Source organism: Bacillus sp. 491mf (assembly GCF_900112415.1).
In the GTDB taxonomy this organism is placed as follows: domain Bacteria; phylum Bacillota; class Bacilli; order Bacillales; family Bacillaceae_G; genus Bacillus_A.
Genome location: NZ_FOLV01000015.1, coordinates 21274 through 38696 on the forward strand (window position 1 = coordinate 21274; position 17423 = coordinate 38696).

Sequence of the window (17423 nt, forward strand, 5' to 3'; positions counted from 1 at the left end):
GCTATCATATTAAATGAAAATGATTATCAATATTGCTGGTATGGGGGATTACATAATGAATAGGAAAAAAATGAGTACTTTACTTGTAGCTATGTCATTAGCGGTGGGGGCGCTTGCTGGATGCAGTGGAGGAGCAAAAGAAACAGTTAAAAAAGAAGATAAAGCAGAAGCAAAAAATCAAGCAGGATCAGTAAAAATTAAACATGAGTGGGGAGAAACGGAGTTAAAAGAAACACCAAAAAATATAGTAACTCTTGACTTTTCATTTATTGATACATTAGTAGATTTAGGTGTTACACCAGTTGCAAATGCTGGAGTAGGAAAAACGAAAATTCCAGAATATTTACAAGATAAAGCATCAAAAGTTAAAGATGTTGGGGAGCGAAAAGCACCGAACTTAGAAGTTATTTCATCTGTGAAACCAGAGTTAATTATTGCTAGTAAAGATCGTCACAATATGATTCAAAAAGAATTAAAAGATATTGCTCCAACAATTGCATTCGATGATAACAGCTATGAAGAAGTAATGAAAAATATGGATACGATTGCTAAAGCAGTTGGAAAAGAAGAACAAGCGAAAAAGATTCGTACAGAATTACAAGATAAAATTTCAAAAGCAAAAGAGAAAGTAACAGGAAATCCAACGGTACTTGTAATTGGTGCTTTTGATGATGAATTTTCTGTATGGATTAAAGATTCATTTATTGGTTCGTTAATGACAGATGTTGGCGTGAAGTACGCATATGAAGGTAAAAAAGAAAAAACAGAAGGTAAAGCAGAAATTGCTAAAATTACGATGGAACGTCTAAATGAAATCAATCCAGACTATATCTTCTTATATGGAGAAAACGTAGAGAAGTTTAAAAATAATCCGCTATACAATAACTTAAAAGCAGTGAAAGAAAAGCATGTAATTGATGTTGACCGTAATCTTTGGGCACGTGGACGCGGTCCAATTGCAGCAAATAAAATTTTAGATGAGGCACTTCCAGCATTAACAGGTCAGTCTTCTAAATAAGGAGTTGGAGACTTTGTATCATTCACAAACTAGAAGCAGACGGGCGTTACACCCGTATGCTTCTTCTACTTTGCAATTTATTTTCTTTTTTCTACTATTAATAATGGTTGGAGCTCTCTCTGCATTATTTCGTGTAAAAGGATTATCATTTCATAACATAACAGAAGTATTTGCAACGGATACGAAAAATTTAATTTACTATACAGTTTGGCAAGTACGTGTACCACGTGTCGTGCTAGGCGCTTTACTTGGCGCGGCATTAGCTGTTGCCGGATGTCTCTTACAAGGGATTACGCGAAATCCGTTATCTGATCCAGAAAATATGGGAATCAATCAAGGAGCTTCTTGTTTTGTTGTCATTGCCCTTTTAATTTTTGGAGAGAAGGATACGAGTTTCGTTATTTTACTAGCAGCATTTCTCGGGGCTGCTGCAGGTGGGAGTGTGATTTATTCATTAGCATTTCGTGGTGAATATACGCCTTCACGTCTTGTACTTGCTGGCATTGCAGTGAGTCTATTTCTTGGATCATTAACGACAGGAGCGATTTTGTTATACGAAACACAATTAACAGAAATTTTATATTGGATGGCTGGAAAGTTATCAGGGGCAAATTGGCAAGATATAAAAATGATGGTAGTATCGGCAGTTCCTGTTATGGTTTTTGTTTTTTTTCTAGCAAATCAATTAAATATTTTATCACTTGGTGAAGAGACAGCGCGTGGACTTGGTGTAAATGTACTTTTGATTCGGAGAGTATTTGCGTTTTTCGTTGTTCTTCTTGTCGGTAGTGCAGTTGCGGTAGCTGGACCGATTGGTTTTATCGGACTCATAGTTCCGCATATTGCAAGAAAACTAATTGGTCAAGATTATCGAATTATTTTACCATTTTCAGCATTGCTCGGCGCTAATCTTCTTGTCATCGCAGATTTTGCAGCGCAGTGGGTGTCTTATCCAGCAGAGACGCCTGTTGGTGTTATAACAGCACTATTAGGTACACCATTCTTCATTTATTTAATGAGAAGGAAGCGAGGTGCTGTGAAATGAAGAAGTTCGGCCGGTTTACAATTGTTATAATAGTAGGATTTATATTGCTAATTGCGCTTTCTTTGCTAAGTTTGCGGCTTGGGGCTGTACCAACACCACTTGCTGAGATTATAGAAGGACTGATGAGAGGAGAAGGTGTTGTACTAAAATATCGTTTGCCGCGGCTTATTATAGCGATTTTAGTTGGAGTTAACATGGCCTTATCTGGATCGATTTTACAAAGTGTAACACGAAATCCGCTTGCAGCACCTGATATTATTGGAGTTTCTGCTGGTGGAGGATTAGCAGCTGTTATTATGCTCCTTATGTTTCCAAGTGTACCAGCAATTATGCTCCCTATTGCTGCATTTGCCGGGGCAATGATTGCGAGTTTGCTAGTGTATGTATTATCGTATCAAAAGGGAGGAGTAGAACCGGAACGTCTTGCACTTTGCGGAGTTGCTATTTCTACGGGTTTACAGGCTCTTATTACATTTATTATTGTGAAATTTGCGGTTGATTCCTCACAAGCTCTTGTATGGCTAAAGGGAAGTTTATATGCAAGATCTTGGGAACATGTTGATATGCTATGGCCATGGACAATAATTGGAGCGGCTATTACATTTATAAGTTATAAGCAAATTAACCTTTTATTATTAAATGAAGAAACAGTAAAGGGGTTAGGTATGCGTATCAATGTTGTTCGTCTTGTGCTGATCGGCGTAGCTGTTGCTTTAGCTGCAAGTTCAGTAGCAGTAGCGGGGACAATTAGTTTTGTGGGGCTTGTTATCCCACATGCGGCGCGTCTACTTGTTGGATCGGATAGTAGATTGTTCTTACCAATTTCAGCATTACTCGGTGCATTACTCGTTACGGGGGCAGATATGGTAGGAAGGATTATTATCCCGCCAATTGAAATACCAGCTGGTATTATTACAGCACTCATTGGCGCACCATATTTTATATATTTACTCGTCATTAGAAAAGGAACATAGTCTCCTATAAAAAAATAAGGAGTGAACAAGATGACTAGTTTACATACGGAACAACTGGAACTTACGTATGGAAATCAAACGATTATTAATCATCTCGATCTATATATTCCAGAAGGGAAAATTACGGCACTTGTTGGCCGAAATGGATGCGGAAAGTCAACGATTTTAAAATCGTTAGCACGGCTACTGCAACCAACTAAGGGTCACGTATATTTAGATGGTAAAGCAATTCATACGATGCCAACAAAAGAAGTATCAAAGAAATTGGCAATTTTACCACAATCACCGACAGCACCCGAAGGATTAACGGTAGAAGGTCTCGTTTGGCATGGACGTTATCCGCATCAGCGTTTGCTTGGAAAGCGAACGGATAAAGACTATGAAATGGTAAACTGGGCACTTGAAGTAACTGGAATGAATCAATTTACAGATCGTACATTAGATGAATTGTCAGGCGGACAGCGTCAGCGCGTTTGGATTGCGATGGCACTTGCGCAAGATACGGAATTATTATTATTAGATGAACCGACTACGTACTTGGATATGGCCCACCAGTTAGAAGTATTAGAGTTATTGAAAAAGTTAAATGAAGAAGAAAATCGAACGGTTGTTATGGTTGTACATGATTTAAATCATGCAGCTAAATATGCGCATCACATTGTTGCGATTAAAGATGGAGATAAAGTAATGGAAGGAGCACCAAATGAGATTTTAAATGATGAGTTGTTTGAAACAGTGTTTGGTGTGAAAGCGCGTGTTGTGTATGATCCAGTTGCGATGACATATATGTGTACACCGTATGCATTACTTTCAGAGAAAAAAGAACAGCAAAAAGAAAGAATTGTTGGATAAAAGAACTGTTGAGAAAAGATTCTCAGCAGTTTTTTTATCGGGAATTTTTATCTCGTTATTTGCGGGCAGTAAGATCTTATTTAACATATTTCCAAAAGAATTCCCCTTTCTCAAGGAAAGAAGTGCACCCCAATTGTTAGACTGTGTCTAACAATTGGGGTGCACTTCTAAGGTGGATAAGGAGGGGTTATTCACGAATGAGAGAGAAGTAAAGAAGATGTGTGAGTAATAAAGTCATTTTATTTTTAGTCTTTTTCTCAAAGATTGTTATTTTTGCAACTTTTAGCGAATATACGTTCGTTTTATGTTATAATTATATGAAATTAATTTTGAAAAGAGGGGTTAATTTGAGTGAGATAAAAAATATAATTAGTCATTTTAATCATTATTCATCTTGGTTAATCACTTTAGAAGAAATCGATGAAACAGTATGGTTTAAACCAACAGCTGAAGGGAAATGGTCTGTAAGTGAGATAATAGCACATATTATGAAGTGGGATAATCATCTATTAACAGAAGTCCTTCCATCTGTACAAAATGAAAAGGGAATGGAGTTTCCTGATTTTTACAAACATAATAAAAAGGCATCAAGCTACGCAAAATCAGGCATATCACAATCAAAGCTTCTTGAAGAAGCAAAAGATATAAGGGAACTACTTGTGAAAGAACTTAACGAACTGCCAACCGAAAAGTTAATAAAACCATTAACTGCAAACGGTGTAACTCATTGTCCACATACTGGAACACCTTATTCACTTATATATATTGTTAAGGAATTTACAGACCACGATAACCATCATCAAAGACAAATTATACAATTCCTAAGGGAAAACAGTAATTTATGACATGGATTGAATTGTCGTTGTTATAAATAACGTTTTCGATTATTGGTTATCTGTAAATGTAAATTTAAAAATATTATACATACTTATGTGAGTTGGCAATACAAAAAGAAGTTATTTTTAAATAGCTTTTTTTGATGACTTGGATTGAATATAAGTAAAATAAGAAAAAATATTGTATTTTTTAAAATTATCATTGCGAAAAATGGGCTCTACTTTTAAAATAAAAAAGGTCGTGTATTTATTATACTAAAAAAACAAATCGGAATAGTTTGAATATTTATATTTTACCTAGTTATGTTTATGTATAGGTAACTATACGACATGCATCATGTTATTACTTCATAAGGAGAGAAGAAATTTGAAAAGTGTAAGATTACCATCGATGATAGAAATCATCATTCTTTTGCTATTATTTTTAGGCGTTGTCTTTTCATTTCAGACAACTTTTAATTTACCGATTCAGCTTGCGTTATTTATTTCATGGTTTCTTGTCATTGCGCTTGGATTAAGACTTGGGTTTCGTTATCAAGAATTACAAGATGCAATTACAAAAGGAATTTCGAATGGACTTGAAGCAATTTTAATATTAGTAGCGGTTGGAGCTCTTATTGGAACTTGGATTGCTGGCGGTGTTGTGCCAACACTAATATATTATGGTTTAGAATTTATTCACCCAAGTATCTTTCTATTAGCAACATTAATTATTTGTTCGATAACATCTATCGCGACTGGTACTTCTTGGGGGACGGTAGGTACAGCTGGTATTGCTATGATGGCAATCGGAGAAGGACTTGGATTACCACTTCCGCTTGTAGCTGGTGCAGTGCTGTCCGGTGCGTATTTCGGAGATAAATTATCACCATTATCTGATAGCACTGTACTTGCAGCTTCTATGGCGAAAGTAGATGTTATTGCACACGTTCGTGCGATGTTGTATTTAGATATTCCAGCTTATATTATTACAGGTATTATGTTTACAGTTGCGGGCTGGATATATGGCGGGGAGAATGTGGATTTAGAAAAAGTAGATTTTTTAAAGGCATCTTTATTAAAGCAGTTTGATATTCACATTTGGATGCTCGTTCCAGCGGTCGTTGTCATTATCCTTTTAGCGATGAAACGTCCATCTATGCCTACAATTGCAATGGGAGCTCTTCTTGGTGCAATCTGGGCAGCTGTGTTCCAAGGAATGCCTTTTGGAGATGCGATTGGCACAGCTTACAAAGGTTTTTCTATTGATTCCGGTATCGACTTTATTGATAAATTACTAAATCGCGGCGGAATTGAAGGAATGCTCGGTTCTGTTGCTGTTATTATTTTCGGACTCGGTTTTGGTGGTTTACTAGAAAAGCTTGGCGTTTTAAAAGTTATTGTTTCGAAGTTTGAGAAAAAATTAACATCTGCAGGAAATGTAACACTTTCGACGTTAATTGTTGCATTTCTAGCAAACGTATTTGGCTGTGCTATGTATGTATCGTTAATTTTAACACCAAAAATTATGGAAGAAAGCTATGATAAATTAAAATTAGATCGCCGCATTTTAGCGCGTAACTCAGAAGTAGGTGGAACACTCACATCAGGGATGGTTCCATGGTCTGATAACGGTATCTTTATGGCAGGTATCCTAGGCGTATCAACGTTAGCTTATCTACCATTTATGTGGCTGAGCTTTGTATCACTAGCGCTCGCTGTTATTTACGGATATACAGGTAAATTTATTTGGTATGTAGATGATGCAGAGAAAGCAAAGCAAGTATCATAGTATGGGGAAAATCATCCTTTCGCTTATAGCGTGAGGATGATTTTTTTTATATTTTTAGTGGTAATATTTGTTATTTGCAGTGTTTTCGATAAAATGAAAAGGAAGGCATTTAATTCTAAGGGGATGAAAACATGGAGTATAGAATTGAAAGAGATACATTAGGAGAAATGAAAGTTCCAGCTGATAAATTATGGGCAGCACAAACGCAGCGTAGTAAGGAGAACTTTCCGATTGGAACAGAGAAAATGCCACTTGAAATTGTTCGGGCATTTGCAATTTTAAAGAAAAGTGCAGCGCTTAGTAATCAAAAGTTAGGAAAGCTAGCAGATGAAAAGGCGAGTGCAATTGTAGAGGCGGTTGATGAAATTCTATCAGGGAAATGGGATGATCATTTTCCGCTTGTTGTTTGGCAAACAGGAAGTGGAACACAGTCAAATATGAATGTGAATGAAGTGATAGCAAATCGCGGAAATCAAATTTTACGAGAAAAAGGGCTAAATCTACATATTCATCCGAACGATGATGTTAACATGTCTCAAAGTTCAAATGATACATTTCCAACAGCACTTCATATTGCATGTTTAATAGCTGTAGAAGAACAAGTATTACCAGCAGTAGCTAAATTGAAAGAAACGTTACAAGAAAAAGTAAACGAGTTCTCTCATATTATTAAAATTGGTCGTACTCATTTGCAAGATGCAACGCCGTTAACGTTAGGACAAGAAGTGAGCGGTTGGCATCGCATGCTTGAAAAGACGGAGCGGATGATAAGAGAAAGCAGTACTTATATGAAAGAGCTCGCAATTGGTGGGACTGCGGTTGGAACGGGGATTAATGCTCATCCCCAATTCGGCAATATGGTTGCAAAAGAAATTAGTAATTTCACAGGAAAACAATTCGTATCAGCTCCAAATAAATTCCATGCGTTAACAAGCCATGATGAAGTTGTTTATACGCACGGGGCGTTAAAAGCGTTAGCAGCTGATGTAATGAAAATTGCAAACGATGTCCGTTGGCTCGCAAGCGGACCGCGCAGTGGCCTTGGGGAGATTACGATTCCAGCTAATGAGCCAGGGAGCTCGATTATGCCTGGAAAAGTAAATCCAACGCAAAGTGAAGCTTTAACGATGGTCGCAGCGCAAGTTATGGGAAATGATGCAACGATCGGCTTTGCGGCGAGTCAAGGGAACTTTGAATTAAACGTCTTTAAACCGGTCATTGCTTACAATTTCTTGCAATCCGCTCGATTATTAGCAGACGCGATTGTTTCGTTTCATGATAACTGTGTAGTCGGTATTGAAGCGAATGAAGAAATAACTAGGCGGCACTTAAATAATTCGTTAATGCTTGTAACGGCATTAAATCCGCATATCGGTTATGAAAATGCAGCGAAAATTGCAAAATATGCACATAAAGAGGGATTAACATTAAAAGAAGCAGCACTGCAATCAGGTTTATTAACAGAGGATCAATTTGATGAAATTGTAGATCCGAAGAAAATGATTGAACCGAAAGAATGAAATGATTTTCAAAGATAGGATTCCCAAGTGTTTTATTAAGTAATATAAAAACCAGGATATTCTTGAATAAGACAACATCTTTTATATAATATTATAGTTTTTATAAGAGAGGAAATGAGGAGAATAGATACAAGTAGAGATTATGTGCTTGATCTATTCTTTTTTTGTACAGCATATGACCTCATTTACTACAACATAGAAGAACCGATGTTGCAGTAAAACCCTCAATAAGCTGTGTACAAAAAAATGAAGACCGCGCGGTCTTCATTTTAGTCGACATAGTTCCCGTTACTGGAAGTCGATTTATAAAAAATGTTCCAAGTATTTTCAATTTCTTTTTAAAAGATATCTTTCACGGGGACCGTAATCTTGCTCAGTTTGAAAATATGCAAGTTTGTCTGGAACACATGAAATGATAGAAGACAAACCATAGAAAGCTATTTTTTCTACTGCAATGTGTAAAGGTAAGTGCCTACCGTCTACATCTTCGTTTAAGGACATAACATAACAGCTATCCTGGGCACCATAATTTTTTAATAGTTGTAGGAGTTCGTCGGCGTTAGCTATACGTTGTGTGATGCTTACGATGTATTTTTCATTCAAGACAATGTTGTAGTTATGATTTAAACGCCATAAGGCATCTTTTCTTTTTTTAGGAGAAAATAATTCAAATAGAACCCTGTCACATAATCTCTTAGAAAAAAATTTTTGACAAATGTTTCTTCATATTCTTTGTCCATATATAGCCCTCCGAGTAAATGATTTCTTTAAGGTTGTATTCCATACTAATCAGAGGTAACCTTTTCTGTATATCATATTCATGTATGGTTAACATAACCTCTCTTAGCAGGAGTGCAATTATTTGTAGAAATATAGATTTTGCTAAACGATAACTTTTTATTAGGCCACTTGATAATAAAATATGAAGTTATCAAAGCTATTCCATTAAACCAACTATATCAAGAAAAATCATAGTAGTTATCATTGCGATAACTGCTATAAGAAATTTAAATCTGAATTTAATCTTAATACCTAGCTTATCTGGAATAAAATATATTCCCAAACCTATACTAATACGTCCTATTAATAAATATAATTGATATAAAAATTCGTTATTTATTTTTGCCTTAATATATACTTTACTGTAATCGAACAATAGGAAATATATTAAAATTATAATTAAGTAGAGAATAAATAATTTCACATAGTTTCTCATTTTAGTTTTTCTCAAAATACCCCATACTCCTTTTAGATGTTCAATCAACTTATAAAATTTCTTTTATTAAATATCAATCTGATGTGAAATTCACATAATCACTGTTAGCGGAAGTCATGATTCATTAAGCAATAGTTCTAATGTTTCTGTAATTTCCTCTTCTAATTGATTTACACTACTTATATACAGATGTCCTGTACCACTATTGTGGGAGAAGCCTTGATAATAATACCACAGCTCAATAGTACATCTATAAAAACCCTCATCTAGTTTGGGTTCACCCTCGTAGTCAATTGCTATTAAAGATCGATATTCAGCTTCTAAGCATTGACTTGAAGTAAGTTGATTTGATTCATCACCATCTATGTCACGAGCAGTCCATAATTGAAGGTTTCTCTTTCCCTTTTTTTCAAAGGGGTCTTTGTATATTGCTTGGTATTTAATACAAAGTTCCTCAGCTGTTGTCTCCAAATGCATAATCTTCTTCTTTAGCTCTTCATTTATCTCAGATTTTGATATAATCGGGCCAAAGTCTAGATTTTGATCCATTTTTTCTCCCTTTATCCATGCCCAAAATTGTTTAAACATGTGATGCCCCCTTATTATCAGGACGTTCTCTATCATAATACATTCGTGTAAGTAGGAAAGAATTCCTCTTGTATATTCTATACATGTGGGTTTTACATAACGTAACATTATCGACAGTGATGTTTGCGTCGCAGCCCTTGTGGGGCAAGGATCTGCCGTTCTCCCAATGGCTTAACTGTATGCAGGATTTCATACTACCGCGCCACGACTGTGTTTGGTGGTAGTACCTGTTTCCGTTGTTTGCATAAAATCTTGCATATATAATTTGCAGTTTGCTGTGTAGATTCCTAAGTAAAAAGCCCAAGAGGGGCCTTCTCCTGTGCTGTTTTTTTAAATGCTATACATCAATACTCGTGCGTACCTTGCTAAATAAGTTGGTTAATGCTGTAAGGCTTATTACTTTTATTCATTACTTAGGCTTACAGTATAAGGATCCTATTTTTTTAGTCTATAAAGGAATCGTGTATAAATACAAAGTGAAAAAACGACACAAAAACCTCTTCCTTTTGAGGTGAGCGAGAGTATATGGCCATGCATAGATGCGGTCAGTGCCTATTTCTGCCACATGCCAGGCTTAAAACAAAAGGAGCAAGTGAGTGCAGGCTATGTTTTGTTCTTTATACAAGTGACTTATATGTTGAAAAAGTAAAATGGATTTATATTTAAAAATATCTTTTTTTTTGTCAAAAAATACAAAATTACTTCACAAATTCCACACAATTGTTTGTTATCCTTCATGTAGGTCGACTGATATTTGAGGAGATTGCTATATGAAAATAACTCGAGTCTTTTTTCTCTTTTGTATCATTTTTTTAAGTTGTTCATTCCATACTTATGCACAGGATACGTTGCAATCTCAAATTGACGCTGCTTCTGAATATGGAATCGTAAAAATACCGAGTGGTAATTATGATGAAGCAATCGTTCTTTCAAAGCCTATTACTTTGGAAGGGACGGGAGAAGTTATTGTTCGCTCTTGTCGTAAAGAACCCGTTATTACGGTAAAAGGACAATCTGTCACCTTGAAGCATATAAAGGTAGAACAATGCAGTAGTAGGGCAGACACGGAAGCTATTCATGTTACAGGTAAGAATCATCGGTTGAAAAATCTTCAAATCTACACAAAGCAGTTCGGGATTAAATTAAATAGGGCGAGTGATACGGTAGTAGAAGGTAGTTTGATTAAAGGGAATTCTAAAGGAAATGGAATTGACTTATGGGAATCAAATAACAATATGATTCAAGGGGTCGAGATTGATAAAGTAAGAGATGGCATTTATATAGAAAATAGTCATTTTAATCGAATAACTCGTAATGCTATCGGAAATTCTCGTTATGGCATACATATTATGTTTTCAAATCAAATAACCGTACAGAATAACAAGTCTCACAACAATATTACAGGTGCAATGGTGATGGGAACAAAAGAAACGAAAATTGAAAGGAACGAGTTAACTTTCAATAATCGTAATGTTAATGCACAGGGTTTATTGCTGTATGATGCAGAGAACACGGAAACGATTGGAAATCGAATTTCTAATAATCGTGTAGGGATGTATGTGGAAAATGCGAATAACAACCAGATTTCAGATAATGAAGTAACTGAGAATTTTATTGGCATGCAATTTAAAAATGCGAATGAAAATCATGTGTCTGACAATGTCTTTGTTGGAAATGTAAATGAATCTCAAGCGATAAACAGCAATGAAAACGAAATTATACATAATTATTGGGACGCATCATTGAAACTGGATACAAAGGGAAATGGTATGAGCAGCATTCCGCATAGAGCAGATCCATTTTTTCTAACATTAACAAATGAAGTCCCAGAATATCAACTGTTTTTCCAAGCGCCTGGTATGATTGTACTCCAAACATTGTTGAAAAGTCCTGAAAGTCGAGTTTTAACTGATTATGAACCTATGATGACAACTAGAGGAAAAAAGGAAGAAAACAATTCCTCATTTAAGATGCAAATTGGAATGATCAGTGTAAGTATGTTAGCAATAAGTATCACTTTATTTAAAATTGGGAGGAAAAGAAGATGAAATTGAAAGGTTTATTGATTACAATAGTTGCAGCTCTTTTATTGACAGTAGTTGGCTGCGGGAAAAAGGAAGTTAAGCCAGTAGCAATTGACGAGAAAAATGATAAATGTGCCAATTGTAATATGCTTGTGACGAATGATCAATTCGGAACAGAAGTAATTCTTGAAAACGGTAAATCATTAAAATTTGATGACCTTGGTTGTATGTACAAATGGATGAATAAAAATAAGAATGAAAAGTTGCAAGCAAAATTTGTACGTGATTACAATTCAAAAGAGTGGGTTGAAGTAGACAAAGCGACTTATGTTTATGACAAAGATATTAAAACACCAATGGCTTATAATGTGATTTCATTCAAAGATAAAAAAGACGCGGACAGCTTTGTCTCCAAAAATAAAGGTGAAGTGTTAACTGCAAAAGAGTTGGAAAAGCATGAATGGACAAAGAACATGGATATGATGATGAAAATAAAAGAAGAGAATGCAAAGAAAAAGGATATGAATCATTCTCATTAATAAAAAAAGGATAACCGTTCTGGTTGTCCTTTTTTACGGAAAGAGGGATTTTATGTGGCACATTTGGCAATCTGAGTGGCGAATCACGATAAGACAACGTTCATCTTATACATTTGTCATTCTTTGGACGAGTGTTATGTCGTTACTATTTTTACTAGGGCGAAATTCACCTACTATAACTGGATACACAAATATGACAGGTACAATGGCGAATTTAGTGTTGTATATTATACCGCTATTTATGCTTATTATCATTTCTTTTTCTATCGCAAATGAAATGGAAAACGGACAGTGGCGGTTATTAAGTACGTATCCTATTTCTAGTGTTGCATACGTAATGGGAAAAGCATTCGGACAATTTACAGCGCAGCTTATTATTTTTACGCTAAGTTATGGTATAAGTCTTCTAATCGGTCTTGTTAGTGGAAGTGCGCTATCTATGAAATGGATACTGGCTCTTTATGTATTCTCAATCGTATTAATGCTATTCTTTCTAATAATTGGTGTTGTGATCGGTTCTTTTGTCGTAACAAGATGGCAGGCACTAACTATATCTGTTGGGGTTTGGTTTTTCTTCATTATGATTTGGCCTACTGCGCTTATCGCTGTTCTTAACTTTGTTCCGTATCCGATGATTGCTGTGCTTCTAAAAGTAGCTTTATTTCTTAATCCCGCTGAATTGCTTCGTATCGTATTCGTTGTTCAATTAGGTGGTGGTGCAATATTTGGACAAGCATATGATTCTCTCGTTACCTTTTTACAATCTGAGGCGGCGTGGGGCGTTCTCATTTTATATACAGTAATATATATGACATTTGGTTTTGCTCTATCTGCATGGAAGCTAGAAAGGAGAAAGATGCAATGACACTTTTACAAGTTACAGAGGTTTCAAAAGAATATAAGACAAAACAAGCACTCTCTCACTTTTCACTTCAAGTAGAAGCAGGAACGTGTATCGTACTATGCGGCGGGAACGGTGCAGGAAAAAGTACACTTCTTCATATATTGGCAGGTATTTCAAGACCGACAGATGGAACGATTGTATTGAATGGTATTGCTCTTCATGAAAATAGGACTGCATACGTGTCACAAATTGGATATATGCCAGATGACTTCCATGCGCAGGAAATGATGACTGTGCATGAATTTCTTACCTTTTATGGTGTATTACGAAAGGTAAGAGGGCAACAAATACAAGAAATTTTAGAAAAGATCGGTTTAATTGAAAAGAGGAATGAACTTGTAAAACATTTATCAAAGGGAATGCGGCAACGATTAGTATTTGGACAAGCATTGTTAGGGGAGCCAAAACTATTATTATTAGATGAACCGACAAATGGTTTAGATCCATATTGGGTCAATGCATTTGTTGAGGTTTTACAGGACATTAAGAAGATGGGGACAATTGTTATTTTTTCTACACATATGATGGACGTGGCAGCGGAAATAGGAGATTGTATTTTGTTTATGAAAGATGGGATCGTGACAAATCGTATTGAACATAAGGGGAGTAAAGAAGAAAAAACACTACACTTGATGCAATTGCACCGGCAGGGATGGAACCAAAACGATTTCATATAACATAAAAAGTGGGAAATTGATAAAATAAGGACATGAGAAGTGAGGTGAAAATAGTGAAATATGTTATTTCTACTTTAACCGTCCTTATTACATTCATTGTGTTACAGTGCTTATCAGGTTATATATTATCAGAGTTGTTTTTGGTTGATAACTCGGAATGGACAAGCGTTGCAGTGTTCACTCTAGAAAATTCTAATCAATCATTTTATTTAGACTATCTTCAATTACTCTTCGTCTTCTTATCTACAATAGTTAGTTTCATTTTCCTTAAGTTAATCGAGAAAAAAGAAAAGTTTAATAGCGCAAATGAGAAATAGGACTAGCTTGGTAGCTAGTCCTATTTTGTTTATCTCGCTATTGATGATTAGTAATTTTCCGTTGATATAATTTTTGCTCTATTGGAGATATATGAACTTTTCTTCTAGAATTCACAAAACACAAACGATATTTGGATTTGTTTGAAAATAGGTGAACGATATGTTGAAATGTTTAATTTTATTATGATATTATAAATAAAAATAAACTAAATCATAATTTGTTTGTTTTTAAAATAAACTTTTTAGGGGATTGTTTAGTATGAATGATATTTCAGAATGGTTTTGGGATGCTACGATTGAGGAATTGAAAAAAGGATATGTTTTTGAGAAGGACACTGAAGAATATGTTTGTTTATCTTGTGGAGAAAAATTTATGAAAGGTATTATTTATCAAGAGCAGAATATTTTTTATGAAGCAGAGAAGTTTACACAAATTCATATCGCAAATGAACATATTTCTATGTTTGACTATTTATTAGGGTTAGATAAGAAGTTAACAGGTTTAACAGATTTGCAGAAGAAGATGCTGCAGTTCTTTCATATGGGTTTAAACGATAAAGAGATTGTACAGGAAATGGACGGCGGAAGTACTTCAACAATTCGGAATCATCGTTTTACATTAAGGGAGAAGATGAAACAAGCAAAAGTGTTTCTAGCGCTTATGGAGCTCTCAGAAGAAAAAGCGACGACTAGGCCTAAATTTCTCCCGATTCATCGTACAGCAACGATGGTTGATCAGCGGTATAACATTACCGAAGAGGAAAATGAAGAAGTAATAAAATTGCATTTTACAGAAGGATTAGACGGACCGCTTTCTAAATTTCCGAAGAAACAAAAGCGAAAGCTCATTATTTTGAGACATGTAGTGAAAAAGTTTGATAGCAATCAAAAGTATACAGAAAAAGAAGTGAATGAGATTTTAGAACATGTATATCCTGATTATGTCACGTTAAGAAGGTATTTAATTGAATATGGTTTCCTCGACAGAACATCAGATGGAAGTCAGTACTGGGTGAAATTATAGAAAAAAATGTAGATAAATACAAATTTAAAAATTGATATAAAAACCCTCTTTCTTTATAGACGGGCGAGAGCATCTGGCTGTGCATAGAAGCGGTTAAGGCCTTTTTCTACCGCATACTAGGTTAAAACAAAAGGAGTAAGCAAGTAGCTTTCATGTTGAATTAGCCATAGCAGTGACTTAGATGGCAAAAAGATATATATAGATAAAATGAAAGGAGAAAGGAAATTGGATAGAAAAAAAGAATTAAAACAACTGTATAAAGAAACCGAAATTGAAGGGGGTATTTATTGTATTCGAAATACAAAGAACGAAAAAGTGTATGTAGAGAGTACAAGAAATTTCAAAACGATGAGTGGAAGGCGTCTTTTACTTAATATGGGTTCTCATACGAATAAGGCATTGCAAGATGATTGGAAGGAATACGGGACAGATGCTTTTGAGTTTAAAATATTAGAAGTGTTGAAAAAGAAAGATACGGGATATTTTAATGAAAAAGAAGAATTGAAAAAATTAGAAGAGAAGTGGTTAGAGAAATTGCAGCCATACGGAGAGCGAGGATATAATCGCGACATTTCTCGATAAAAGGAGTTATGAAAATTGAAAATAACTGAAGAAGGAACAGAAAGTAAACCAATATGGCGTTCTATGGCTATGTTTCTTATTCCTTTACTGTTAAGTAATGTATTGCAGTCACTTGGACAATTGTTTGGTATGGTAGTGGTAGGGCGTTGGCTTGGTATGAATGAATTAGCTGCTATTTCGGCTTTCTTTCCGTTATTTTTCCTACTCATTTCATTTGTCATTGGGATTGGGTCTGGTAGCTCGATTTTAATTGGTCAGGCTTTTGGGGCTCGTAATGAAGATCGCTTAAAGGCCATTGTCGGTACAACGTTGACATTTACGTTCGTACTTGGAGCGATTTTAGCGGTAATGGGTAGTATGTTTGCGATGGATATTATGCGACTTGTTGGTACGCCGGAAAATATTATTGATATAAGTGTTCATTATGCTCGAATTTTATTTATTTCCATGCCAGTGCTATTTTTATATTTTGCATATACAACATTTATGCGCGGGGCAGGAGACTCTAAAACACCGTTTTATTTTTTAATTGTTAGTACAGGACTAAATATGGCATTATTACCTATTCTTATATTTGGTTGGTTCGGCCTGCCGAAACTCGGTGTGTACGGTGCAGCATATGCTTCTGTTATATCAACAATTGTTACATTTATTATTCTGTTAGTTTATTTAAGAAAAACGAAACATCCATTGCAATTTGATGCAACAGTTCGAAAGTATCTTCGCATGGATTGGGAGTTATTAAAATTATTATTACGTCTTGGCATTCCAGCAAGTATTAATATGATACTTGTTTCATTATCAGAGATTGCTGTTATTTCCTTTGTAAACCGTTTTGGTTCAGATGCAACGGCAGCATACGGAGTAGTGAATCAAGTGGCAAGTTATGTACAGATGCCAGCAGTAAGTCTTGGGATTACCGTTTCCATATTTGCAGCGCAGTCTATTGGAGCAAATCAATTTGATCGTCTGCAAAAAGTAATCCGAGCGGGACTTGTTATGAACTATGTAATTGGAGGAATATTAATCGCTTTTATTTATTTATTCTCAAAACAAATTTTAGCGCTTTTTTTAACGAGTCAAAATACGATAGATATTGCACATAGTCTCATTATGATTACGTTATGGAGTTACTTAATTTTTGGTCATGCGCAAATATATGGGGCAACGATGAGAGCGAGCGGTACTGTATTGTGGCCAACTATTTTTGCGGTTATAGCGATTTGGCTTGTAGAAGTTCCAGTAGCCTATTTCCTATCGTATCATACGAGCCTTGGAATAAAAGGAATATGGGTAGGATATCCAGCTGCGTTTATTGTGAGTTTGCTTCTGCAATACGGATATTACAGGTTGTCGTGGAAGAAGAAGCGAATTACGCGTCTTATAAGCTAGAATGAATTAGATGAATAAGGACGCCCCTTCAGATAAGCGAGCTGAAGGGGATTTTTATCGTTATAGATAAAGCATAAATGTTACAAATTAATACTTAAAAACTATTACATGTTATTATAGAAAAGACAGAATATTCTTTAATGT

The 17423-nt window shown here is 35.3% G+C and carries 17 protein-coding genes; 15 read left to right on the forward strand and 2 right to left on the reverse strand.

Annotated features, from left to right (window positions below; all coding sequences use genetic code 11):
* The first annotated feature begins 55 nt into the window (after positions 1 to 55).
* From BM211_RS14950 to fumC, 7 genes are all read left to right on the forward strand, one after another.
* Complete coding sequence (locus tag BM211_RS14950; RefSeq protein WP_051957296.1) at positions 56 to 1018, forward strand: ABC transporter substrate-binding protein; 963 nt, start codon at positions 56 to 58, stop codon at positions 1016 to 1018.
* 13 nt (positions 1019 to 1031) lie between these two features.
* Positions 1032 to 2063, forward strand: a complete 1032-nt coding sequence (locus BM211_RS14955; RefSeq protein ID WP_035432785.1) for a FecCD family ABC transporter permease — start codon at positions 1032 to 1034, stop codon at positions 2061 to 2063.
* A complete protein-coding gene (locus BM211_RS14960) occupies positions 2060 to 3037 on the forward strand; it encodes a FecCD family ABC transporter permease (protein ID WP_035432783.1) in 978 nt (325 codons plus the stop codon). Before BM211_RS14955 ends, BM211_RS14960 begins: the two co-directional genes overlap by 4 nt.
* Before the next feature lie 30 nt (positions 3038 to 3067).
* On the forward strand, positions 3068 to 3889 hold the full coding sequence (locus BM211_RS14965; protein WP_035432781.1) for an ABC transporter ATP-binding protein: 822 nt from the start codon (positions 3068 to 3070) through the stop codon (positions 3887 to 3889).
* Positions 3890 to 4236: 347 nt separating this feature from the next.
* The gene (locus BM211_RS14970; RefSeq protein ID WP_090998347.1) at positions 4237 to 4734 is read left to right on the forward strand and encodes a DinB family protein; all 498 of its coding nucleotides are present in this window, start codon (positions 4237 to 4239) and stop codon (positions 4732 to 4734) included.
* 358 nt (positions 4735 to 5092) lie between these two features.
* Positions 5093 to 6496, forward strand: a complete 1404-nt coding sequence (gene nhaC, locus BM211_RS14975; RefSeq protein WP_090998349.1) for a Na+/H+ antiporter NhaC — start codon at positions 5093 to 5095, stop codon at positions 6494 to 6496.
* A gap of 131 nt (positions 6497 to 6627) precedes the next feature.
* Positions 6628 to 8016 carry a class II fumarate hydratase gene (gene fumC, locus BM211_RS14980; protein WP_090998351.1) on the forward strand — a complete coding sequence of 463 codons (1389 nt, stop codon included), beginning with the start codon at positions 6628 to 6630 and terminating at the stop codon, positions 8014 to 8016.
* A 937-nt stretch (positions 8017 to 8953) separates the two neighbouring features.
* Here the strand turns inward: fumC and BM211_RS27560 are convergent.
* Positions 8954 to 9247, reverse strand: coding sequence for a hypothetical protein (locus BM211_RS27560; RefSeq protein WP_035432772.1), 294 nt, complete (start codon positions 9245 to 9247; stop codon positions 8954 to 8956).
* A gap of 99 nt (positions 9248 to 9346) precedes the next feature.
* Entirely contained in the window at positions 9347 to 9820 is a 474-nt protein-coding gene (locus BM211_RS14995) for a hypothetical protein (RefSeq protein WP_035432770.1), read from the reverse strand.
* 770 nt (positions 9821 to 10590) lie between these two features.
* On the opposite strand from BM211_RS14995, the gene BM211_RS15000 reads away from it, so the two are divergent.
* The 8 genes from BM211_RS15000 (at position 10591) to BM211_RS15035 (ending at position 17279) form a co-directional block, all read left to right on the forward strand.
* Positions 10591 to 11868: a right-handed parallel beta-helix repeat-containing protein gene (locus BM211_RS15000; RefSeq protein WP_090998353.1), complete on the forward strand. Its 1278-nt coding sequence runs from the start codon at positions 10591 to 10593 to the stop codon at positions 11866 to 11868.
* Positions 11865 to 12383 carry a nitrous oxide reductase accessory protein NosL gene (locus BM211_RS15005; protein WP_035432766.1) on the forward strand — a complete coding sequence of 173 codons (519 nt, stop codon included), beginning with the start codon at positions 11865 to 11867 and terminating at the stop codon, positions 12381 to 12383. The genes BM211_RS15000 and BM211_RS15005 overlap by 4 nt, the downstream gene beginning before the upstream one ends.
* 52 nt (positions 12384 to 12435) lie before the next feature.
* Positions 12436 to 13248, forward strand: a complete 813-nt coding sequence (locus tag BM211_RS15010) for an ABC transporter permease (protein ID WP_090998355.1) — start codon at positions 12436 to 12438, stop codon at positions 13246 to 13248.
* Positions 13245 to 13964, forward strand: coding sequence for an ABC transporter ATP-binding protein (locus tag BM211_RS15015; RefSeq protein ID WP_035432762.1), 720 nt, complete (start codon positions 13245 to 13247; stop codon positions 13962 to 13964). The genes BM211_RS15010 and BM211_RS15015 overlap by 4 nt, the downstream gene beginning before the upstream one ends.
* Positions 13965 to 14017: 53 nt before the next feature.
* Complete coding sequence (locus BM211_RS15020; RefSeq protein ID WP_090998357.1) at positions 14018 to 14281, forward strand: hypothetical protein; 264 nt, start codon at positions 14018 to 14020, stop codon at positions 14279 to 14281.
* 259 nt (positions 14282 to 14540) lie between these two features.
* Positions 14541 to 15305, forward strand: coding sequence for a DUF2087 domain-containing protein (locus BM211_RS15025; RefSeq protein WP_090998359.1), 765 nt, complete (start codon positions 14541 to 14543; stop codon positions 15303 to 15305).
* Positions 15306 to 15530: 225 nt separating this feature from the next.
* On the forward strand, positions 15531 to 15887 hold the full coding sequence (locus tag BM211_RS15030) for a GIY-YIG nuclease family protein (protein WP_256217121.1): 357 nt from the start codon (positions 15531 to 15533) through the stop codon (positions 15885 to 15887).
* Between the two features lie 63 nt (positions 15888 to 15950).
* A complete protein-coding gene (locus BM211_RS15035; protein ID WP_177206945.1) occupies positions 15951 to 17279 on the forward strand; it encodes an MATE family efflux transporter in 1329 nt (442 codons plus the stop codon).
* Positions 17280 to 17423 lie beyond the last annotated feature (144 nt).